16 protein-coding genes are annotated in these 22,211 nt (G+C 73.1%); 9 read left to right on the top strand and 7 right to left on the bottom strand.

The window, feature by feature from the left end; genetic code table 11:
- Positions 1-242: 242 nt before the first annotated feature.
- The 3 genes from ACFVWY_RS23420 (at position 243) to ACFVWY_RS23410 (ending at position 6,243) form a co-directional block, all read left to right on the top strand.
- Complete coding sequence (locus tag ACFVWY_RS23420; RefSeq protein WP_389875636.1) at positions 243-1,229, top strand: hypothetical protein; 987 nt, start codon at positions 243-245, stop codon at positions 1,227-1,229.
- Positions 1,230-1,303: 74 nt separating this feature from the next.
- The gene (locus ACFVWY_RS23415) at positions 1,304-3,151 is read left to right on the top strand and encodes an HSP90 family protein (protein ID WP_389875633.1); all 1,848 of its coding nucleotides are present in this window, start codon (positions 1,304-1,306) and stop codon (positions 3,149-3,151) included.
- Positions 3,151-6,243 carry a hypothetical protein gene (locus tag ACFVWY_RS23410; protein WP_389875631.1) on the top strand — a complete coding sequence of 1,031 codons (3,093 nt, stop codon included), beginning with the start codon at positions 3,151-3,153 and terminating at the stop codon, positions 6,241-6,243. The genes ACFVWY_RS23415 and ACFVWY_RS23410 overlap by 1 nt, the downstream gene beginning before the upstream one ends.
- A 309-nt stretch (positions 6,244-6,552) precedes the next feature.
- Here ACFVWY_RS23410 and ACFVWY_RS23405 read toward each other — a convergent pair whose 3' ends face one another.
- Entirely contained in the window at positions 6,553-7,233 is a 681-nt protein-coding gene (locus ACFVWY_RS23405) for a phosphotransferase (protein WP_389875629.1), read from the bottom strand.
- 167 nt (positions 7,234-7,400) lie between these two features.
- On the opposite strand from ACFVWY_RS23405, the gene ACFVWY_RS23400 reads away from it, so the two are divergent.
- From ACFVWY_RS23400 to ACFVWY_RS23390, 3 genes are all read left to right on the top strand, one after another.
- Positions 7,401-8,768, top strand: a complete 1,368-nt coding sequence (locus tag ACFVWY_RS23400) for an alpha-lytic protease prodomain-containing protein (protein WP_389875626.1) — start codon at positions 7,401-7,403, stop codon at positions 8,766-8,768.
- Positions 8,769-8,922: 154 nt separating this feature from the next.
- A complete protein-coding gene (locus ACFVWY_RS23395; RefSeq protein ID WP_389875624.1) occupies positions 8,923-9,768 on the top strand; it encodes a carbohydrate-binding protein in 846 nt (281 codons plus the stop codon).
- 183 nt (positions 9,769-9,951) lie between these two features.
- On the top strand, positions 9,952-10,170 hold the full coding sequence (locus ACFVWY_RS23390) for a hypothetical protein (RefSeq protein WP_389875621.1): 219 nt from the start codon (positions 9,952-9,954) through the stop codon (positions 10,168-10,170).
- Here ACFVWY_RS23390 and ACFVWY_RS23385 read toward each other — a convergent pair.
- The 4 genes from ACFVWY_RS23385 to ACFVWY_RS23370 all read right to left on the bottom strand — a co-directional run bounded on the left by ACFVWY_RS23385 (position 10,133) and on the right by ACFVWY_RS23370 (position 16,292).
- A complete protein-coding gene (locus ACFVWY_RS23385) occupies positions 10,133-11,863 on the bottom strand; it encodes a bifunctional 3'-5' exonuclease/DNA polymerase (RefSeq protein WP_389875618.1) in 1,731 nt (576 codons plus the stop codon). The genes ACFVWY_RS23390 and ACFVWY_RS23385 overlap by 38 nt on opposite strands.
- A 149-nt stretch (positions 11,864-12,012) precedes the next feature.
- Entirely contained in the window at positions 12,013-13,077 is a 1,065-nt protein-coding gene (locus ACFVWY_RS23380) for a type III polyketide synthase (protein WP_389875615.1), read from the bottom strand.
- A 734-nt stretch (positions 13,078-13,811) separates the two neighbouring features.
- On the bottom strand, positions 13,812-15,017 hold the full coding sequence (locus ACFVWY_RS23375) for a cytochrome P450 (RefSeq protein ID WP_389875612.1): 1,206 nt from the start codon (positions 15,015-15,017) through the stop codon (positions 13,812-13,814).
- A 309-nt stretch (positions 15,018-15,326) separates the two neighbouring features.
- The gene (locus tag ACFVWY_RS23370) at positions 15,327-16,292 is read right to left on the bottom strand and encodes a DUF1259 domain-containing protein (RefSeq protein WP_389875609.1); all 966 of its coding nucleotides are present in this window, start codon (positions 16,290-16,292) and stop codon (positions 15,327-15,329) included.
- A gap of 270 nt (positions 16,293-16,562) precedes the next feature.
- Here ACFVWY_RS23370 and ACFVWY_RS23365 point away from each other — a divergent pair, with 270 nt between their 5' ends.
- Positions 16,563-17,774 (top strand): DUF2786 domain-containing protein, encoded by a 1,212-nt coding sequence (locus ACFVWY_RS23365; RefSeq protein WP_389875608.1) that lies wholly within the window; start codon positions 16,563-16,565, stop codon positions 17,772-17,774.
- 183 nt (positions 17,775-17,957) lie between these two features.
- A complete protein-coding gene (locus tag ACFVWY_RS23360) occupies positions 17,958-20,177 on the top strand; it encodes an FUSC family protein (protein ID WP_389875605.1) in 2,220 nt (739 codons plus the stop codon).
- Positions 20,178-20,184: 7 nt separating this feature from the next.
- Here the strand turns inward: ACFVWY_RS23360 and ACFVWY_RS23355 are convergent, their stop codons facing one another.
- Positions 20,185-20,685 carry a hypothetical protein gene (locus ACFVWY_RS23355; protein ID WP_389875602.1) on the bottom strand — a complete coding sequence of 167 codons (501 nt, stop codon included), beginning with the start codon at positions 20,683-20,685 and terminating at the stop codon, positions 20,185-20,187.
- A 254-nt stretch (positions 20,686-20,939) separates the two neighbouring features.
- Here ACFVWY_RS23355 and ACFVWY_RS23350 point away from each other — a divergent pair, with 254 nt between their 5' ends.
- A complete protein-coding gene (locus ACFVWY_RS23350) occupies positions 20,940-21,182 on the top strand; it encodes a DUF397 domain-containing protein (RefSeq protein WP_266690134.1) in 243 nt (80 codons plus the stop codon).
- Positions 21,183-21,460: 278 nt separating this feature from the next.
- On the opposite strand, the gene ACFVWY_RS23345 is transcribed toward ACFVWY_RS23350, so the two are convergent.
- Positions 21,461-21,946 carry an ATP-binding protein gene (locus ACFVWY_RS23345; RefSeq protein WP_389875601.1) on the bottom strand — a complete coding sequence of 162 codons (486 nt, stop codon included), beginning with the start codon at positions 21,944-21,946 and terminating at the stop codon, positions 21,461-21,463.
- Positions 21,947-22,211: the final 265 nt, after the last annotated feature.

Raw genomic sequence — 22,211 nt, 5'->3', positions numbered from 1 at the left:
CCAGGATTCGGCGGCACGGCTCAGCACCACCCGGGATGATCTTGCGGGCCCTCGTAATGCGTAGGTCTCGGGTTCGAATCCCGAAGGCGGCTCCGATCAAACCCCAGGTCACGTACTCAGTGACCTGGGGTTTTTTTGTGCGTGGTGGGGCTGTGGAGCAGGTGTGAAAACTCTGTGGAAGCGATGTCGGTGGGGCGGCTTATGCTGCACCGGAAGATCGCGGTACCAGGGGAGGGATCGACATGTTCGGCAAGCTGTTCGGCAGGGGCGGGGAGAGGCCGGAGGCGGATCCGCACGCCCTGCCCGTTCCGCGTCGGCAGAGGAACGGGGTGTACACGCTGCGCGCGCTCGGGGACCGGCGGGTGCTCGCGGCGGTGGAGGCGGCCGGGGCGGGGGACTGGCAGGCGGTCAAGGCGGCGCTGGCCCCCTTCGATCTCGGCCGGGATCACCACGTCCTGGGTGAGCTCGCCGAGGTGGACGGGGTGCAGGACTGGATCGGCCGGGCCATCGAGGAGGACAAGGAGGGCCGTGCGACGGCGCTGCTCATATCCGGTGCGCGCCACGTCAGTTGGGGCTGGGAGGCGCGTACGGCCGACCGTGCGGTGAATGTCACGCGGGACCAGTGGCGGGTCTTCCACGAGCGGCTCCACATCGCCGAGGAGCAGTTGCTGGAGGCTGCCGAGCTGCGTCCGGAGTGGATCACTCCGTGGCGCCAGCTGCTCACCTCGGGCCGCGGCATGTCGCTGGGATCCGTCGTGAACCGGACCCGCCTCGATGCCGCCCTGCGCCGTGATCCGCTGGATCTGGAGACCCACATCGACTGGATCTCGCAGTTGCAGCCCCGCTGGAGCGGAGAACCGGGCCAGGCCCTGGCGTTCGCACGGGACGCGTTCGCCCGTGCGCCCCAGGGGCACCGGATCGGCTGTGTGATCGCCTTCGCGCACATCGAGGAGTGGGTCGAGGCGGAGAGCATGGGCTGCCTGAAGACGGCCGAGATCCGGGGCGAGTTGCGGACCGCGGCCGACCACAGCATCCTCCACCCCGACTACGTGCGGCGTCCGGGCTGGCAGGTGGACTTCAACATGTTCGCCATGGCGCTCTCACTGGCGGGCGAGCGCGACACGGTCCGACGGGTCTTCCAGGCGCTGGACGGCGCGCACACGACCTGGCCGTGGGCCTATCTCGCCAACTCCCAGAAGCAGTTCGCCCGCTACCAGCGCCGCGCCTGAGCGCACGCCGGTCCCGGCCGTGCCGCCCGTCCGTCGCCTCCTTCATCCGTCGCCCCACTCACCCGGACTGCCCGATGACTCTGCCCGACACCGCAGCGACCCCGCCCAACGCCGATCGCACCTTCCAGGTGGATCTGCGCGGCCTCGTCGACCTTCTCTCCCATCACCTCTACTCCAGCCCGCGCGTCTACCTGCGTGAACTCCTGCAGAACGCGGTGGACGCGCTGACCGCCCGGCAGGCACTCGCCCCGGACGCGCCCGCCGGCGCCTTCGGAATCCGCCTGTACGCGGACGGCGCGGTGGTACGCGTCGAGGACGACGGCGTCGGCCTCAGCGAGGCCGATGTGCACACCTTCCTCGCCACGATCGGCCGCAGCAGCAAGCGCGCCGAGCGGATTGCCGAGCAACGCGGCGACTTCATCGGCCAGTTCGGGATCGGGCTGCTCTCCTGCTTCCTCGTCGCGGACGAGATCCACGTCCTGAGCCGCTCCGCCCGCACCCCCGACGCGCCCGCCGTGGAGTGGCGGGGGCGCGGCGACGGCAGCTACAGCGTCCGCACCCTGCCCGGGGCCGCCCGTCCCCGGCCCGGTACGACCGTCACGCTGACACCGAGGGCCGACACGGGCGAGTGGACCGTGCCGGAGCGGGTGCACGCCCTGGCGCGGCAGTTCGGCTCCCTGCTGCACCACCCGGTGACCTTCGACGACGGCACCGCGGGCCCCGCCGTAGCGGTCAACCCCGAACCGGCGCCCTGGGCCCGTGCCTACCCCACACCCGGGTCGCGTTCCCGCGCGCTGGCCGCGTACGGCGAGGAGGTCTTCGGGTTCACGCCGCTGGACACCATCGAGCTGGACCTTCCGGCCGTGGGCCTGAAGGGCATCGCGTGCGTGCTGCCCGAGGCGGTCCCGGCCGGACGCCGTCACGGCCACCGCGTGCACGTCAAGGGCATGCTGCTGTCCGAGCAGGCCGAGGAGATCCTGCCCGAGTGGGCGTTCTTCGTCCGCTGCGTCATCGACGCGGAGAGCCTGCGCCCGACGGCGTCCCGCGAGTCCCTGTACGAGGACGACACGCTCGCCGCCGTCCGTGACGCCCTCGCCGAGCGGCTGCGCGCGTGGATCGCACGGGCCGCCGCCAGCGATCCGGAGCTGCTCGGCCGCTTCCTCCAGGCCCACCACCTGGCCGTGAAGTCGCTGGCGGTGCACGACGACGAGATCCTGCGGATGCTGCTGCCCTGGCTGCCGTTCGAGACCACCGACGGGCACACCACGCTCGACGAGTTCGCGCGCACCCACCGCACCGTGCTCGTGACGTCGAGCGTGGAGGAGTTCCGGCAGGTCGCGGCGATCGCCTCGGCCGCCGGGCTCGGGGTGGTCAACGGCGGCTACACGTACGACCGCGAGCTGGTCCACCGGCTGCCCGAGGTCAGGCCCGGGGCGGAGGTCGCCGACCTCGACCCGGAGACGCTCACCGCCCACCTCGACCCCGTCGACCGTGAGACGGAGCTGGCCGCCATGGCCTACCTCGCCCTGGCCCGGGACGCGCTGGCCGTCTTCGACTGCGACGTGGCCCTGCGCACCTTCCAGCCGGCCTCCGCCCCCGCCCTCCTCGTCGACAGCCGGGAGGCCCGGCACGAGCGGACCCGCTCCCGGCTCGCGCGTGAGCAGGAGGGCGGCGTCTGGGGCGACATCCTCGGCGCCCTGCGCCAGGAGGCCCCGCGGGCCCAGCTGATCCTCAACCAGCTCAATCCGCTGGTCCGCGCCGCCGTCTCCATCGCGGAGCCCGAACTGGCCCGCACCAGCGCCGAAGCCCTCTACGGGCAGGCCGCGATGCTCTCCCGGCGCCCGCTCCGGCCCGCCGAGTCCAGCCTCATCAACCGCTCCTTCCTCGATCTCCTCGCCCACGCCCTCCGGAAGGACAGCTGATGTCGCCGAACGCGCCCCAGAACACCGACGAGCTCTACCAGGCGCTGGAGGCGAACGACCAGCGCCCCTACGGCCGCACCCGTACGGTCACCGCCGAGGAACTCGTGGACGTCGCGGAGCGGTTCGAGGAGCCCGCCCCGCTCGTCGACGCGCTCTTCGAGCTCCAGGAGGCGTACACCTACGGCTCCGAACCCCGGAAGTCGCCCGTCGTCTTCGCCCGCCTGCTCAACCTGTTCGACGAGCAGCCCGACGTGTTCGACGAGCGCCGTCGCCACACGCTGTTCTGGCGGTTCAAGTGGGTGGCGAACGCCCTGCTGGTGCTGCCCGAGGTGCCGCTGGAGGGTCTGCGCCAGTGGCTGACGGAGATGCGCGACCGGTACGAGAAGGCCGGGCTCGGCCTTCAGCCCTACTACGGTCAGGCGTACCAGCTGGCCGCCCACACCGGTGAGGACACCGCTCTCGCCTACGAGTTGTGGGCGAGCCGTACCCGTACCCGGCTCAGCGACTGCGAGGCCTGCGAGATCTGCGAGCGGGCCCTCCACCACCTCGTGTCGGGCGACGACGGGCGGGCGCTGGACGCCTGGAGCCCCGTCCTGGCCGGGAAGGCGTCCTGCCAGGAGGAGCCGGCCCGTTCCGTCTCGTACGCGCTGCTGCCGCTGCTGCGCGAGGGGCACGCCGACCGCGCCCGCGAGCTGCACCTCTCTGGCTACCGCATCTGCCGCCGCAACCCCTCGATGGCCGGGGAGGTCGGGCGGCACCTGGAGTTCTGCGCGCTGACCGGCAACGAGAGCCGGGGCCTGGAGCTGCTCGCCGAGAACCGGAACCTGTTCGCCGAGGTGGAATCGCCGCTGGACCTGCTCCAGTTCCTGACCGGGGTGGAGGTCCTGCTCCAGCGTGTCGAGGCCCTCGGCCACGGCGGACTGCCCGCCGCCGGATACGCGGGCCGCACCTGGACGGTGACCGGGCTCCGCGCCGAGGCGGGGAAGCGCGCCGACGATCTCGCCGCCCGCTTCGACGCCCGTAACGGAACCTCGGCCCACACCGACCGCCGCCGGGCCCGCCTGGAGCGTGCCCCGCTCGCCGACGCGCTGGAGCTCACCCTGCGCACCCGCGGCCTCGACGAAGTGGCCCCGGCCGCCCCGGTCGCCGAGCCCGCCGCCCGGGTGTCCGCGCCGGTTCCGGAAGAGCCGGACGAACTCATCCTGCGAGCCCGGGAGCTGGAGAGGCAGGGGCACCCGGAGGCGGACGCGTACTGGGCGAAGCTGCGCGCCCTCGTCGCCACGGGCGACTACTCCCACCCCGGTAACCCGGCCGTGGGCCCGCTCGCGCGGCTGCGCGCGGACCTGCTGAGCGACGAGGCGAGCCGGGCGGGCGAGAACGAGGAGTTCGCCGAGGCGGTAGCCCTCTACGACGAGGCCGCAGGGCTGTACGAGGACGCCGGGGCGCCGGGTGACGCGGCGGAAGCCCGCGCGGGCGCGCTGCTCGCCGCCGCCGAGGGCGCCGGGGCCGATGAGTCTGATGAGCCCGATGAGTCCGATAAGGCTGAGCGGCTCGGTGGTGCCGAGGGTGCCCATGGGGTCGATAGGGCCGATGGGATGTCTGAGGCCGACAGGGCTGACGAGGCCGGAGAGTCCTATGGGTCCGAGGGGTCCGAGGGGTCCGATGAGCCCGACGGGTCCGGGGCGAAGGCTGCCGCGCTGACCGCCGCCCATGCGTCGATGGTGCGTCTGCACGAGGAGGCGTCCGGCCTCGCCCCGCACCAGGAAGCGCGGCTGCTGCGGCTGCGGGCCACCGCGCTGGGCATGCGCCTGCAGACCTCGGGGAGCGAGGAGCACGTCGATCCGGTCCTCGCCGAGGCCGAACTGCTGCACGCGTTCGCCACCCGGCACGACCTCCCCATGCAGATATCCGGCGCCCTGCTGCTGCGGGCCACCACCCATGCCATCGCCGGTGACCTGCCCACCGCGATCGCCGTGCTCGACGGCCTCCTCGACCGGCTGAACGAACACGGCCCCGCCTGGCACCTGCCCCGCACGCTCGCCCTGCGGGGCCGGATGCGGCTCGGCCTCCAGGACGCGGGGGCCGCGCGGGCGGACCTGGCCGAGGGGCTGCGACTGGCCGCCGACTGGCCGGGTGACGTGACCGCCACCGCCCGCCTCCACGCGGATCTGGCCGATGCCTGCATGCGCCTGGACCGCCCCGACGAGGCGCTGCGTCACCTGACCCGCTCGGCGGAGCTGGAGCTGCGGCGAGGCCGCCGGATCGACGCGTACTGCACGTACAGCGGTGCGGCCGGGCTCTGCCTCGATCTGGGCCGTGTCGAGGACTGCATCGCGCTGCTCGACTCCCTGCTGGCCGAGCCGGACATCGCGGCCGGGGAGGTGGACGACCGGCTCGTCGCCCAGCTGCGTCTGACCCGTGCCCGCGCGCTGCACGCGGGGGAGGACCTCAAGGTCGCGACGGAGGAGTTCGTCTCCCTCGCGGCCGAGTCGGCCGGCTGGGACGACGACCCGGGGAGCCACGCCATGATCGCGGCGGAGACGTCCGTGCTCCTCGCCGAGTCCGGGGAGTTCGACCGGGCCCGCGAGGCCATCGGGCAGGCGGTCGCCGCCCATGCCCTGGCCCCGCGCTACGAGCAGCTCAGCAGCTGCCTGCGCGAGATCGCCCGGCTCCAGACCCAGCGGCAAGGGCCCGAGGGACTGGCCGATGCCCTCGCCCACCTGGCCGAGGCGGGCCGGATCGCCGACGAGGCCCGCGCCGCCGGGTACGGGGCACAGGGCCGCGACCTCGACGCGGCCCTGGCCTACGAGTACGGCCGGGTCCATGCCAATGCCGGGGAGTTCGGGGATGCCCTGGCCGCGCTGGAGAAGAGCCTCGTGCTGGTCGGCGAGCCGACGCCGGAAGGGGACGGGGCCGAGGAGTGGGCCGAGTGCGTCCGGCTCGCGGCCGCGGTGGAGGGCATCTACCTGGAGCGTACGGACGCCGCCCTCTCCCGCCTCGACGCGGCGGTGTCCCGCCTGACCGCCCTGGGACGCGCCGAGGAGGCCGGGCCGCTGGCCTCCCTGGCGGCCCATCTGCGCGACGAGGAGTAGGCACCCGCCCGGCCGCCACTCAGGGCCTCTCGTTTGGATCATGCCGGGCTCGCGGGGGCCGGCACGCACATCTGCCGCGTTGTCGTCAGTCACCGACGCTCCGCGTCGGCTCCTTCCTCCGCCTTGCAGCTGCACGCACCAGCCCCCGCTCCCTGATCCAGCCTGATCCAAACGAAAGACCCTAGTCTCAGGTCGCCTCGCGGCCTCCACACCCGGCAGGACCGGCCGCCCGCCACTCCGCCCGGCCCGCGCTCCGTCAGCCGGGCAGCCAGCCAGTCCGGCAGTCCGGCAGTCCGGCAGCCCGTCCGTTCAGCTCGTCAGTTCGCGGACCAGGGCCGCCGCCGGTTCGATGAGGGCGCGTTCGTGGGGGGTCATCGTGGGGTTGGCGGTGCGGTGGCGGGCGGCCTCGGCGACGTGGGGGGCGGGGACGGGGCCGGAGGCGGTGAGCTGAGGGGCCAGGGCGCCCAGGAGGATGCGGGCCCGGCCGGACAGGGGGGACGCGGGATCCACCGCGATCTGGGCCAGGATCAGCGCGGACATGGCGCGGTCCAGGGCCGGGGCGCCCTCCGCCGCGTTGCTCCAGTCGATCACCACCGGCCCCCGGTCCGTCAGCATCACGTTGCCCGGGTGCAGGTCGAGGTGGAGGATCCGGTCCCCGGGGTGCGGGGAGACCCGCGCCGGGACGGTGTGGAGTTCGGCGAGGAGCCCGGCCAGCAGGGCGCCCGCCTCGTCCGCCGACAGCTCCTCGGCCATCAGGGCGTCCAGCATCGTCGGGCCGTCCAGGCGCTCCAGCAGCAGATCGCCGGGCGGCGTCTTCGCGTCGCGCGGGCCCAGGCGGGGGACCGGGCAGCCGTGTGCGGCGAGGTAGGCCATGACCATCCATTCGGGCGTGGCGTCCATGCCGTCCCGGTAGCGGCGCAGGACCCACTTCTCGTCGAGCGCGTACACATCGGCCGATCGTCCGGCACCGAGCAGCTCACCAATTCGCATGGGGCGAACCTACGGGGGCCGACGGCGGATGGGGATGCCCGGGGCCGGTCCGGAGGGAAGAACCCGGCGCCCCCATAACGCGAAGTGAGGGGGTGAACGGGATCTCCTGGAGATGACGTGTACGCGGCTACGTTGTCGGCAATTCCCCCGAAGTCAAGGAGAGTTCCGTGGAGAGCTCCACACTCCGCAGACGTGCCCTGGCCGCGTGTACCGCCACCGTGGCCGTCGGGGCGCTCGCGCTGGCCGGCCTGTCCGGCAGCGCGTCCGCCGATCCGGTGCCCCAGCTCCGCACCCCCACCGCCGCGGGGACCGGGCAGCTCTCGCCCGGTCTGCTGGAGGCCATGCAGCGTGATCTCGGCCTGAACGAGGCAGAGGCGCGCGGCCGGATCGGTCACGAGACCCGGGCGGCGGCGATCGCCTCCGCGCTGAAGCACACGCTCGGCGCGGACTTCGCCGGCGCCCGGGTCAGTGGTGACGACGCGGACCTGACCGTCGCCACCACCGACGCCGCCCACGCCCAGGAGATCCGCCTCGCCGGTGCCCGGCCCGTCGTCGTCGCGCACAGCCAGGCCCAACTCGACGCCGCCAAGGGCGCGCTGGACCGGGTGGCGCTGCGCGGGGCGCCCGCCGACGTGCCGGTCTGGTACGTCGACGTGGCGAGCAACCGGGTCGTCGTCGAGGCCGCCCGCGCCAAGGCGGCCAAGGCGTTCCTGGCCGAGGCCGGAGTGTCGGACACGCTGGTGACGGTACGTCAGTCCACTGAGCGGCCCCGTACGTTCGCCGATCTTCGGGGCGGTGACGCGTACTACATGAACGGTTCGGGGCGGTGCTCCATCGGCTTCCCGGTGAAGCGCGGTACGCAGGGCGGCTTCGTCAGCGCCGGTCACTGCGGCACGCCCGGGGTCAGCACCAGCGGCTACAACCAGCAGGCGCAGGGCTCCTTCCAGGGCTCCACCTTCCCGGGCCGCGACTACTCCTGGGTCGCCACCAACACCAGCTGGACGCCGCGTGCCCTGGTGAACGGCTACGGCAACGGCGATGTGACCGTCACCGGCTCCACCGAGGCACTGGAGGGCTCGTCGGTCTGCCGCTCCGGCTCGACGACCGGCTGGCACTGCGGGACCGTGCAGCAGCGCAACACCAGCGTCACGTACCAGGAGGGCACCGTCTCCGGGGTCACCCGCACCAATGTGTGCGCCGAACCCGGCGACTCCGGCGGCTCGTTCATCTCCGGCAGCCAGGCGCAGGGTGTCACCTCCGGCGGCTCCGGCAACTGCTCCCAGGGCGGCACGACGTACTTCCAGCCGCTGAACCCGGCGCTCCAGGCCTACGGGCTGACCCTGATGACCAACGGCACCCCGCCCGACCCCTCCGACCCGCCGACCAACCCGGGCGGCACCTGGAAGGAAGGCGCGACGTACGCGGCGGGCGACGTCGTGACGTACGGCTCCGACAGCTACCGCTGCCTCCAGGCGCACCTGGCGCAGCCCGGCTGGACCCCGCCGAACGTTCCGGCCCTCTGGGCCCGGGCCTGAACCGCTCCGCAGTGAGTGCGGCGGCCCCGCACCCGGGGCCGCCACCGGTTACCGCGCCCGCCCGGCTACCGCTTCGGCCTCCCGGCCGGGCGGCGCGCACCCCGCTCCGCTCTGTGTCATGCACGTGCCCTTCCCCCACCCCGAGGAATCAGCCATGACTCCAGAACCGCCCGAGGGCCAGAACCCCGGCGACCGCAAGATCAGCCGCAAGACCCTGCTCAAGGCCGCGCTCGTCGCCGGTACCGTCCCGCTGCTCGCGGGCGGTGGCGTCGCACTGGCCCGGGACGCGGGCTCCGGCGGCAAGCCGCTGGCCCCGACGCCGAACTGCGACGACGGTGACGGCCCGACCCACGAGCAGATGGAGGGCCCGTACTTCAAGCCCAACTCCCCGCTCCGCACCAGTCTGATCACCGGCAGCACCCCGGGTGTCCGGCTGACCGTGAGCGGCTACGTCTTCGGGCGGGCGTGCCGCCCGATCTCCGGAGTGCTCCTGGACTTCTGGCAGGCCGACACCAACGGCGCCTACGACATGAGCGGATTCGCCTTCCGCGGGCACCAGTTCACCGACCAGTCGGGGGCGTACAGCCTGACCACGATCGTGCCGGGGCTGTACCCGGGGCGCACCCGTCACATCCACGTGAAGGTCCAGGCGCCCGGCTCGTCCATCCTGACCACCCAGCTCTACTTTCCGGGTGAGCCGCGCAACAACACCGACATGCTCTACGACCCGGCGCTCCTGATGAGCCTGCGGGACGCGGGCTCGGAACAGCAGGGGACGTTCGACTTCGTCCTCAACATCGCCCAGAGCCCGACCGACCCGCCGACCGATCCCACGGACCCGCCGACCGACCCGCCCGGCTCCACCTGGAAGGCCGGTACGTCCTACACCGCGGGAGACCGCGTCACGTACGGCGGGGTCGCGTACCGCTGCACGCAGGCCCACACGGCCATGGCCGGGTGGGAACCGCCGAACGTCCCCGCGCTGTGGGTACGCGGGTAGGCACGCGGCACAGCGGGCGCGTCCCGCCGCGAGGGTCCGGGCCGGGCGCGTCCCCGGCCCGGACCCCCGCTGTCCGGCGCTCGTCCGAGGGGGGTGGGTGCCGGGCAGCGGAGTAACCTGGACGCGTACGGCTCCCGGTGGGCCGCACCGCTCGGCCTGCACGTCGAAGGGGGCCGGATTCGTATGGACACCCTGGTCACCACCGTGGTCGTCCTCGCGATGATCGCGATCACGGCGTACGTCATCCATCTGCTGAACGCCCGGCACCGGCATCATCGTCTGCGCCCGGCGCACTACGACCACGGGCTCGCCGGATTCGACGACGCGCCTGCACCGGAGCAGGGCACCGGTTCCTTGCCGTCCGCTACTTCGCGTCGGAGTAGCGCTCCACCACCGCCGTAGTGAACGGGAAGCGCACGGGCGTCTCGCCGAAGGCGGTCCGCCCGGCCAGCTCCCCGGCCGCCCGGATCGCCTCCACCACGGCTGCCGCCTCCTCCTGCGGGCAGTGCACGATCACCTCGTCGTGCTGGAAGAAGACCAGCTCGGCGCGGAGTCCGGCGGCGTGGAGCGAGCGGCGCAGGGCGGCCAGGAGCAGCAGCGCCCAGTCGGCGGCGCTGCCCTGCACCACGAAGTTGCGGGTGAAACGGCCCCGCGCCCTGGCGTTCGACGAGGCGTAGCCCGGGGTGAAGCCCGGACCCGGACCCGCGTCGGATCCCGGGCCGGAGCCGTCGTCGGAGGGCGTCGGCCCGGGGCCCTCCTGCGGGATGCCCGCCTCCTCGTACGCCCCGCTCCCGGCGGCCGGGGGGCTGGTGCGGCCCAGCCACGTCCGCACCAGACGCCCGTCCTCCCCGGCTTTCGCGGCGTCGTCGACGTAGGCCACGGCCCGCGGGAATCTCCGGCGCAGGGCGGCCAGGTTCTTCAGGCCGTCGCCCGAGGTCTGGCCGTAGACCGCGCCGAGCAGGGCGAGCTTGGCGTGGTCCCGGTCGCCGTGGAACGCCCGGTCGGACAGGGCGGTGTACAGATCGCCGTCGTGGCCCGCCACGTCCATCAGGCCGCGGTCACGGGAGATCGCGGCGAGCACCCGGGGCTCCATCTGGTCGGCGTCCGCGACGACCAGGCGCCAGCCCGGATCGGCGACGACCGCCTGCCGGATCACCTTGGGGATCTGGAGCGCCCCGCCGCCGTTGGTCGTCCAGCGGCCACTGACCGTGCCGCCCGGCTGGTACTCGGGCCGGAAGCGGCCGTCGCGCACCCAGTCCTGCAGCCAGGCCCAGCCGTGGGCCGTCCAGATCCGGTAGAGCTTCTTGTACGCGACGAGCGGGGCCACCGCCGGGTGGTCCAGGCCCTCCAGCTCCCAGCGGCGGGTGGACCGCACCTTGATCCCGGCCTGGGCGAAGGCCCGCACCACGTCGGCCGGGAGGTCGGGGCGGACCCGTCTGCCGAAGGCGGCGGACACCTGGTCGGCCAGCTCGGCCAGTCTGCGGGGCTCGCCGCCGCCCGCGTACCGCTCGCCGAGCAGGCCATGGAGGACCTCGCGGTGCACGTCGGCCCGCCAGGGGAGGCCGCAGCGGTGCATCTCGGCGGCGACCAGCATGCCCGCCGACTCGGAGGCGGTGAGCAGCCGCATCCTGCCGGGATGCTCGGTGGCGTCGTGGCGGCGGAGCTGGTCGGCGTAGACCTCCAGCAGGGCGTCGAAGGGGAGCGGGGCTGCGGGCCGGGGCTCGAAGAGCGAGGACTGCGCGCCGGGCTCCGCCGAGCGGGGCGGCGGATCGGGCGGCACCGGGGCATGGTGCAGGCGGGCGTGGGCGGCAGCGGCGGAGCGGGGTTCGCCGAGGAGGCCCTCATGGGCCAGGAGCAGGGATTCGGCGACCTCGATGTCGTAACAGCGGTCCACGGGGACACCGGCCGCGAGGAGCCGGGGGTACACCTCCGCGGTGGAGCGCCAGACCCAGCGGGTGACCTCGGGGCGGGCGCGGACCGCCGCCACCACGTCGGGCTCGGCCACGACCGGGCCCGCGGGCAGGCCGGCCGGATCCAGCGGCGCGAGGAGCGCACCGCCGGTCTCCGTCATGGCCACGGCCCACCGTCCGGTCATGACATCGAGTCTGGCACCCGGCACTGACAGCGGACGCGGGCCACGCCCCCGCCCCGGTCCCGGACCGACGTGTCCGGGACCGGGGCGGGCGGGCTCCCGGGGCGTGAACCGCTGGGCGGTCTCCCGGGAGCCCGGGGACTCCCGGGCCCTCAGAGTCCGGATTCGGACGCGGAGGTCCAGGTGCCCAGGGAGATCTCGGCGGTGATGCCCGGTCCGAACCCGGCCATCAGACCGCGGTGGCCGTCGAGCGCCGATGCCTCGTCGAACATCCGGCCGAGGGCGTCGATCACCACGGCGCTGGCGATGTTGCCGTACTCGGTGAGCGTGGCGCGGCTGAAGCGGAACGCCTCGGGCGGCACGTCCAGGAAGTGGCTCAGGTCGTCCAGGATGCGCGGACCGCCCGCGTGGATGATGTAGAAGTCCATCTTCCCGGCGTTCCACTGGTTCTCCTCGGCGACCGCCTCCAGGGCCGGTGCGAGCGGTTCCATCGTGCCGGGCACCCGCTTGTCGAGCTGGAAGTGGAAGCCGGTGGACCGGACCGCGTAGGAGATCCAGTCCTCCGTCTCCGGGATGATGAACGAGCCGTTGCGCTCCAGCCGTACCCCCGTGCCGCCGTTGCCGCGGAGTACGACGGCGGCTATGCCGTCGCCGAACAGTCCGTTGGACAGCAGGGAGCCGACGCCGAGGTCGGTGGGCTGGTAGCAGAGCGAGCAGAACTCGCAGGCCACGATGAGCACATTGGCGTCGGGGTACGCCGTGCAGTAGTCGTGGGCGCGGTTGACGGCGGCGCCGCCCGCGGCGCAGCCGAGCTGGGCGATCGGCAGCTGACGGGTCTGCGGGCGGAAGCCCAGCTCGCCGATGAGCCAGGCGGTCGGCGGCGGCATCATGAAGCCGGTGCAGGAGACGTAGACGATCAAGTCGATCTGATCCGCCTCCAGTTCGGCCTGGTCGAGTGCCTGGCGGACGACCGCGGGCACCCGTGCCTTGGTGTGTTCCTCGTACGTGATGCTGCGGGCGTCGAAGCCGGGGTGCTGGAGCACCTTCTCGATCGGCTGGATGAGGTGCCGCTTCTGTACCCCGGTGTGCTCGATCAGGCGCAGGACCAGGTCGAGTTGCGGGTGGTCGCCGTGCAGCCGTCGGGCCAGCTCAAGGGTTTCCTCGTTGGTGATGATGTGCTCGGGAACCGCGATGGCCGGCTTGCAGAGAACCGCCATGGAACTCCTCCTAGCGGATTTGGTCCACACGCCCGGTGCCCGTAAACGGGATCAGGGGCGTCGGTCGGCCGGGGGACGGACACCACCGCCGTTCGCACGCGGCACTGCGTGGATGTGGCGGACTGGTGGGTTCCGGCGCCGGGTCAGGTGTCCCTGAAGCGGGCGCGGACGGGCCGACCGTCGAAGACTGTGTTCCGGGGCTTCTTGTCGGGACGAAGAGCCTCGGCCGTTCGTGGGCGGAAACGATCCGCCACGGCTTGGGTGGCCGTCGGGATCACGCTACGACAGGCGGGTGAGCGACGCACGTCGAGCGATCGTCGACGATCGCTCACGCGGTGGGGGACGGCGTTCGGGGGCGGCGTTCCGGGCGGCGCCCGGAACAGGGCCGGGGGCGGGCCCGCGGATGGGGCCCGGGGGTGCGGGGACATGACCTGGGACACGGCCGGGGGTGGTGACCGGGATGGTGCCGGGCGGCGCTCGGGGCAGGACTCCGCGGTGACTCCTCCGGGCAGCGCTCCGGGCAGCGCTCCGGGCGGTGTCCCGCGTGGGCTCCCGGGCGGCTTCCCGAGCCGTGCGGATGCGTCCGCCCCGCCCCGGCTTGCCGGTGGGGCGGGGCGGACGCATCATCGAGGGCGGTCGGCCGATTCCGCGGTGCGGCTCACGAGATGACTCGCGCGGCGCGGCTCACGTGGTGACTCGCGCGGTGCGTCCCGCCCGGTCCTCCGCGGTGCGGTTCACCAGGTGACGGGCAGTTCGAGCGGGTAGCGCCAGATCGACGTCCTGTTCCAGCGCACCTCCTCCGCCGGTGCGGCCAGCTTCAGGGCGGGGAAGCGCTTCAGCAGCGTCCCGATGGCGACTTCGAGCTCCGTGGCCGCGAGCGGGGCGCCGAGACAGTGGTGTCCGCCCCATCCGAAGGTCATGTTCGACGGCCCCTGCCGCTCCAGGTCCAGCACGTCGGGGTTCTCGAACTTCCGGGGATCGCGGTTGGCCGTCAGATAGGAGACGTGGACGATGTCCCCCTCCCTGATCCGTACCCCGCTCAGCTCCACGTCCTCCAGGGCGACCCGCGGAATGCCGACGCCCTTGCGGAAGGGGATGAAGCGCAGCAGCTCGTCCATGGCCTGCGGGAGCATCTCGGGGCGGTCGCGCAGCATGGCCAGCTCGTCGGGCCTGGTCAGCAGCGTGTAGGCGATGTTCCCGATCTCGTACGTGGTGGTGTCCTGGCCGGTGATGAGCAGCACCATGGCCATGACCGTCAGTTCCTGGTCGTCCAGGATCTCGTCGCCGTCGCGGGCGGTGGCGAGCGCGCTGATCAGGTCGTCGCCCGGGTTGGCGCGCCGTTCGGCGGTCAGCTCGGCGAAGTAGGCGCGGAGATCGGCCTTGGCCTGGATGGCGTTGGGCTTGTTCTCGACGGTGGTGTCCATCATGGTCCGCGCGTAGGTGCGCAGCTGTGCCTGCTCGCCCTCCGGGATGTCGAGGACCTCGCAGATGGTGGTCAGCGGCAGCGGTGCGGCCAGGTGCGCGAACAGGTCGGCCGGGGCGCCGTGCTCCTCCATCCGGTCCAGCAGCTCGTCCACCACGTGCTGGGTGCGCACCCGCATGCGCTCCATGTGGCGGGGGGCGAAGCCCTTGGAGATCAGGCTGCGCAGCCGGCTGCTGGCCGGCGGGTCCATGACGTTGATCGCCTCGTCCTGGACGATCGGCTCGGGGGTCATGCGCGGGAAGTCCCGGCCGATGATGGCGTGGCGGCTGAAGCGCCGGTCGGTCGTCACCGTGCGGACGTCGTCGTAGCCGGTGACGAGCCACGCCTCGCCCTCGCCGTGCGGGAGGCGGATGCGGGAGACGGGTTCCTCGTTCATCAGGTGCCTGAGCACCGGGTCGAATTCGAGGGCCTCGGCGTAGTCGAACGGGCAGAGCCGGGCGCCGGTGGCTGGTTCCATGCGGAGCTCCAGAGGGTCTGGCGGGTGGTTCGTGGGGGAAAGGGGGCCGAACGGGGACGAGGACATGGGTGCCCGGTCGTTCCCTGGGCCACGCGCCGGGCCGGGCCGATTGGTCCATATGCAGAACAGAATCGGCGCCACCGGTCGCTGGACCGGCGCAACGCGGCCGGTCCCGGCCAGGCAGCCGGTGCCGCACGCCTCCGTCCCGGCCGGGCCCGCCGCCCCCGCCCGGGTCCGAGCGGCCGAAGCGCGGACCGTCCGGGGGAGATCCGTGGCGCGGCCGCTCGGCGTCTTCCCCGAGGGCCGGGCCTACGGAACCGTCAGGGAAGTGGCGTCCACCGCGGTCCGCAGCGCACGGGCGAGCCGTACCCCGTCGTCCACCGCCCAGAAGTGGGTGAAGAACAGCCGGGGGCTCTCCGCGAGGTGGTGGTTGTGCAGCTCGACCAGCTTGATCCCGCCGCGCCGCAGGGCCCTCAGCACCTGCGGGATCTCCTCGGCGAGCATGGCGAAGTCGCCGCTGAGCGCGGCCCGTCCGCCACCGACCGGCTGGAAGTTGAACGCGCTGGTCGAGCCCAGCCCGGGTGGCAGGACCAGGTGGCCGTCCGTGATGGTCTCGCGGCGGACGAAGACGATCTTGTAGATCCCGTCCTCGACGCTGCCCGGGGCGCCCAGCGCCGCCTCCATCCCGGCGATGTCCAGGTCGACCGGGGTGCTCCGGTCGGGCACCACGGGGGGCGGGGTGCCGGTGCGGTCGAGGCCCGCGCGCACCCCGCGGGCCAGGGCCACCGCGTCGCGGCCGTGGCCGTGCAGATGGACCCACCAGAGGTCCGGGGTCTGGGCGAGCAGGTGCTTGTGGAGGGCGGTCTGCTCGATGCCGTGCGCCTGCCAGGCGTCGATCACCTGCTGGAGCTCGCGTTCGGTGACGACCATGTCGCCCATGAGCATCGTGGTGCCGTCGGCGTAGCGGATGAAGGCCACATGGGTGCCGAGCGCGAGTCCCGGGGTGACGACGACGCCGTCCGAGACCACGAGGAGGTCCCGCCGGGGAAAGCCCGTGTGGTACGTCGTCTCGCGCAGCATGTTGCCGGGGCGGCCGAGCGCCTTCGCGACCCCTGCCCAGTCCGCCGGATCGGTCGGCACCGGCCGGACCGGCCGCCTGTGGGCCGCGTCGGCCGCTCGGGCCGTTCCGGCGGCGCCCGCCGCGGTCAGTACCGGGGCGAGCGCGGCGGCGGTCAGTATCCGCCGCCGCGACGAGGTCGCCGTGGCCGCTCGCACGGGTGTGTCCTGAGGTCGCTTCCCGGTCATCGCTCCCTGTCCTTCGCCCACTCGATCGGATTCATGGCGCGATGAAAGCACGCGAAATACTGATCAAATGGCAGAAAGCGTATACATCGTCAGCGGGTGCGGCCGAACGGGTGAGGCGGGAGGCCGTGCAGAGGGCCGTGCGGGCTGTCGTGCGGCAGTTCGATATCCACAGGGTGTGGACGACCGGCGGACTCCTGGGGCGGCCCCGCCGCGCCGTACCGCCCTGCCTACCCTGGCGGCATGGAATCGGTGATCGACCAGGCGTGTGCGGCGGCCCTCTACGCGGACGGCGACGCCGGGCTCGATGCCGGGGCCTCCCTCCTCGCCGCCGACCCGGCGTCCGACGCGGAACTGTTCCGGCGCGGCGAGGAGTTCGTCCGCCGGGCCTGGGAACGAGGCTGGCAGCCCGCCGACGTCGTACGTGTCGTCCGCCGCGAGCTGGACGGGACCGCCGCCGGGATCGCCGCCGGACTCATCGGCGCGGAGACCGCGCGCTACGAGCGGTTGCCGCCGCGCTGGCGGGCCCAGCTCGACGGGCTGCCCGAGGCCGCGCCCCGCAATCGGCCGGACCGGTTCTCCTACGCCTCCGCCGTGCTCGGGCTCTACCGCCTGCTGCTCCGGCTTCCCGTCATCGAACCCGTCGGGCCCCCGCCCGGCGCCGCCGGGCACGCGCTGCGGCGTGCGCCCGCGCCCGGCGAACCCCGGATGCTGACCCGTATCCGCGCCTTGCTCGCCAAGGCGGAGGCGACCGGCTTCCCGGAGGAGGCCGAGGCACTCACCACCAAGGCGCAGGAGCTGATGGCCCGGCACTCCATCGACGAGGCGCTGCTCGCGGCCCGCACCCACGGCGAGGAGGCGCCCGGCGCCTGCCGGATCGGAGTGGACGCGCCGTACGAGACGGCGAAGGCGATCCTGCTCGACGCGGTCGCCACCGCGAACCGCTGCCGCGCGGTGTGGAACAGCGACCTCGGCTTCTCCACGGTGGTCGGCTTCGAGCCGGACCTGGACGCCGTGGAGCTGCTGTACACCTCCCTGCTGGTGCAGGGCACCGTGGCGATGACCCGGGCGGAGGCGGGCCAGCGGGCGGGCGGACGCAAGCGGACCAAGACGTTCCGGCAGTCGTTCCTGATGGCGTACGCCCAGCGGCTGGGCAGCCGCCTCGCCGCCGACACCGCGCGGGTCACCGCCGAGGCCGGGGCCGGAACCGGGCCGGGAGCCGCGGGCGGTACGGCGGAGAGCGGCGCCCCCGATCTGCTCCCGGTCCTCGCCGCCCGCGATGTCGCGGTCACGGACGCCGCCGAGCGGATGTTTCCGAGAACGACGACGACCCGGGTCCGGGGCGCCACCGACCTGGACGGCTGGACGCACGGCACCGAGGCCGCGGACCGGGCGCGCGTGTCCGGACGCGACCCCCAGCTGCGCGGAGGGCGCGGAGGGCGCCGGGAGGGGTGAGGGGAAGGGGCGCCCCGCGCGCCCCGCGCATCCCGCGCGCCTGCGCATCTCGCGCGCCCCGCGCACCCGATGTACCCCGAGTGCCCCACGCGCCCGCGCGCCCGATGTGCCCCACGCGCCCGGCGTGCTCGATACGCCCGACAAACACGGTCAATCAGGCATTTTTCCGGCTAGGCTCAGGGCATGAGCTGGCTCCGGGCGCTGAAGGAGACCGCCCGCTCGGGGCTCTCGATCGAGCGACGGCGGCTCGAACCGCTCATCGCGATCCGCGGCGCGGCCGGGCTCGCCCTGGTCATCGGGGTCGCCCTGGCGTTCTTCGGGCCGGTGGTCGCCGCGAGTTCCGCGTTCGGCGCGTTCCAGGCGGCCATCGCCACCTTCCAGCGCAGCTGGCGTCCCCGCCCGGTCCTCGCCCTGGTCTCCGGGGCGAGCCTCGCCGTGTCGACCTTCCTCGGCTATCTCACCGGCTCGCGGACGCTGCTGTTCCTCGCCCTGCTGGTGCTCTGGACGTTCGTCGCGGGACTGTCCTGGGCGGCCGGGCCGACCGCGGGCATCATCGCGGCGTCGAACGTGGCGATCATGCTGGTCACCGTCACCCTGCCCACCTCCATCGCCAACTCGGCCGTACACGCCGGGATGATCCTGTTCGGCGGGCTGGTGCAGGCGGCGCTCATCGTCCTGTTCCCGGTCCGCAGATGGGGCGTCCAGCGCGACGCGCTCGCCGACGCGCTGGCCGCCGAGGCCGACTACGCACGCCGGCTGCGGCACGACCCGCTCGCCCCCTTCGACCCCGTACCCCTGATGACGGCCCGCAGCGCCGCCGCCCTCACCGCGCGCCAGGCCCGCCGCAGACCGCCCGAACTGCGCGGCCCGCGGGGGATCGCCGAGCGGATCAGACCCGTGCTCGCCTCGCTCGCCGACCCGTCCCTGGGCGTACCGGCCGAGGGGCCGGAGCGGGAGCGGGTCCGCGAGCTGCTGGCCGCCACCGGCTCGATGCTCGACTCGGCGGCCCGCGCGATCCGGCACGGCGGCCCGGTCGAGCTGAACCCGTCCGCCGTGGCCGTGCTGCGCACCCCGGACACAGGGACTCTGCTCACCGGCCCGCCGCTGCGCGCCGCCGACCGCCTGGCCGTGCTGCTCTCCGACGTCATCGAGACGGCCGAGGGCGAGGGGACGAAGGAGCAGGACGACAAGGCGGTGGAGGCCGCCGAGGAGCTGAAGGCCCGCGCCGATCACCGCCCCGCCGCCCCGCACCGCCACCGTCACCGCCCCCATCGCCCCAGCCTGCTGCGGCTGATCCCGGTCGTGGCGAAGGCGATGCGCGCCGAGCTGCGGCCCGGCTCCCCGATCCTGAGGCATGCCGTCCGGATCTCCGTCGTCGCCGCCGTCGGCTACCTCATCGGCACCGCGCTGCCCTTCGGCCACGGCTACTGGGCGCCCATGGCCGCCGTCATGTCGATGCGGCCGGAGTTCACCCAGACGTACGAGCGGTCGACGGCCCGGTTCGGCGGCACGATCGTCGGGGTCTCGGCTGCCACCGGGATCGTCCAGCTCACCCACCCCGGCGTGACCACGGCCGCGGTGCTCGCCGTGCTCTGCGCCCTGCTGATGTACCTGCTGATGCGCACGGGGTACGTGGTCGGTCAGTGCTGCGTCTCGGCCTACGTCGTCTTCCTGCTCGGCATGGCGGGCGACGACTGGTCGCAGACCGTCCTCGAACGCGTCGTGCTGACCCTCGCGGGCGGCCTGCTGGCGATGGTCTCGTACGCCGTCTACCCGGCCTGGGAGACGCCCCGTCTCCGGGGCAGGCTCGGCGACTGGCTGAAGGCGGACGGGCGGTACGCCGCCGCGGTCGTCGAGCAGTACGCCGACCCCGCCGAACGCGGCCACGGCGACGTGCGCTCCGCGCTGCTCGACACCCGCGAGGCCCGGGTCGCCTGGCAGGAGGCGCTCGACGCCGCCCAGTACGAACCGGTCCGCAACCGCGGCCTGTCCCGGGCCGCCGCCGACGACACCCAGCACGCGCTGGCCCAGTTCGGCCGGGCCGCGATGCTGCTGGAGGCCCACCTCCCGGACGGCGGCGCCACCCCCGTACCGAACGCGGGCCGGCTGGCCGCCGCGCTGCGCCGGTGCACCGAACAGGGCGCGAAGGCGGTACGCGAACGGCGGGTGCCGGACTGGACCGAGGCGCGCGAGGCGCTGGCTGAGTGGGACGCCCGGGTCCGGGCGGCCGAGGGCACCGACCGGGCGGAACCGGACCCCTTCGTACGGGAAGGGGCCCACCTCCTTCTCGACGCCCTGGAGGAGTTCTCCCAGGGGCTGGACGGCGGCCCGGACACCACGCGCGAGCCGGACGGTCCGAACGGGCCGAACGGGCCGAACGAGCGCTCCGGCACCGCGCGCTGATGCGGGATCAGGACGCCGGCAGATCCGCCAGATCGGGAAGCCCGGACGGCAGAGCGCCCGCCGCGGTCTTGGCCAGGGTGTCGCGGACCCCGCTGTCCCAGGACACCACGAGGGTCTTCCCGTCGTTGGACTCGACGGACCCCGTGGTGCGGTCGTCGCCGCCGTCGACGCACTTCAGCGTGAGCGTCACCCGGCCCGAGCCCTGCGCCGTGCCGGTGCAGGCGCGCTGCTCGGTGACGAGCGCCGCCTTCCCCGACGACACCGACAGGACGACCGCCTTGCCGTCGGTCCTTCCGGCCCAGCCGCCCTCCAGCGCGGCGGCGTCGGCCCCGGAGCCGCCGCTGCCGCCGGACTCGCCGCCGGGGGCCTCGCCGGACTGCTCCGTACCGGACCCGCCGTCACCGCCGGGCGCGTCGTTCTTTCCGCTGTCGCCGCCACAGCCGGTCAGCGCGAGCGAGGCCAGGAGACCGGCGGCGAGCACGGCGCCGGTGCGTGCGATTCTGTGCATCTGTAATTCCCCCCTTGCCGACAAAAGACCGAGCCAAGTTATCAGCGGGATACAAGGGGATGGAGAGATCCGTCGAGGGCAGATGGATCCGAAGCGGCGTCCCGCGCGTCTGTCCTTGGGGAGTAAAAGCTGTAATCGCGGGAACACCCCCCGTGCACGTGCATCGGCGCATGCATCTGCTCATGCAGCAAGAATTGAACACAGCTATGATCCGGGACAGTTGACACTTGCACCTTGCAACTCGGGAGCGTCCTGTGCACCACGTGTACAACGGCATGGCGGCCACAGAGCTTCGCGGAGTCGTCTGGCAGAAGAGCAGACACAGCAACTCCCAGGGTTCCTGCGTGGAGTTCGCGAAACTGCCCGACGGAGATGTGGCGATGCGGAATTCGCGCCACCCCGACGGACCGGCGCTGGTCTATACGCCCGCCGAGATAGAGGCGTTGCTCCTCGGGGTGAAGGACGGGGAGTTCGATCACCTCGTAGCGGGCGGCTGATCGCATTCCGTAACGGTACGGAGCGCGCCCCGCGATGATGTCGGATACATCACACGGCGGAGCCGGGCGGATCGTCGCACGACGACCCGCCCGGCTCCGCCGCTCGTGTTGCCCCTAAGGGCTGGCCCGTCATCCCTGGCGGGCGTGCGACGACAGCCACGGCGCCTCGCCGCGTTGCCGGGACGCCCGGATGCATCCAGTATTCGGGCGTCCCTCCGCCTCACGATGCACCGCGTCTGACGCCCCACGCTGATCCACCAGGGAGTACGGGACAGTCCTCAGACCCGGAACAGGGCCCAAACCACCTTGCCGCGTGACGCTTTCACGGCGCCGAACTCGTCCGTGCCCGGCAACGGGTGCCAGCCCCAGGAGTCGCTGAAGGACTCCACGAGGAAGAGGCCACGGCCCGACTCGGCACAGTCCGGCGCCTGGGAGGCGACCGGGCTCTCCTGGCTGGGGTCGCGCACGGCGCACACCAGGCGCGAGCTCCAGCGCATCAGGTGCAGCCGGACGGCCGGGTCCGGGGACTCGCCCGCGGCGCCGTCCGCGGGCACGGCATGCCGCAGCGCGTTGGTGACGAGTTCGGAGACCACCAGTGCGACATCGTCGAAGCGTTCGGCCAGGCCCCATCCGTTCAGCGTCGTCCGGGTGAACCGCCTTGCTCCGCCCACGGCTTCGAGGCGGGCGGGCAGTGTGCAGGTGGCCGATCCGGAGACGGCTGAGGGATCGATGGGGGGAAGCCCCTGCCGTAACGGCTCGAGCATCGTCGATCCATTCGTCCCCATGCGAGGCACTCCCGGGATTCGCGGCTGTATCGGTACTGCGGGGGGTACAGCGGCACAACACGAACGAGCACGCAGGTGCGCGAGCCCCATGGTTCCCAATGCGTTGGGCAGATGCAAGGGCAGATGCACGTGCACGCGCCTGACCTGTCCGAACCCGTGCCGGTTCTTGGTCATTTCTTCCGGTGGGTATTTTCGAACGGTTCTGGAAGGCTTGCTATTTCCGTAATCGAATGAGTACGGGCTG

The organism is Streptomyces sp. NPDC058195 (assembly GCF_042883525.1).
Taxonomy (GTDB): Bacteria; Actinomycetota; Actinomycetes; order Streptomycetales; family Streptomycetaceae; genus Streptomyces.
The sequence above is the reverse complement of the archived record's forward strand: the minus strand, read 5'-3'. Positions and strand labels throughout refer to the sequence as shown.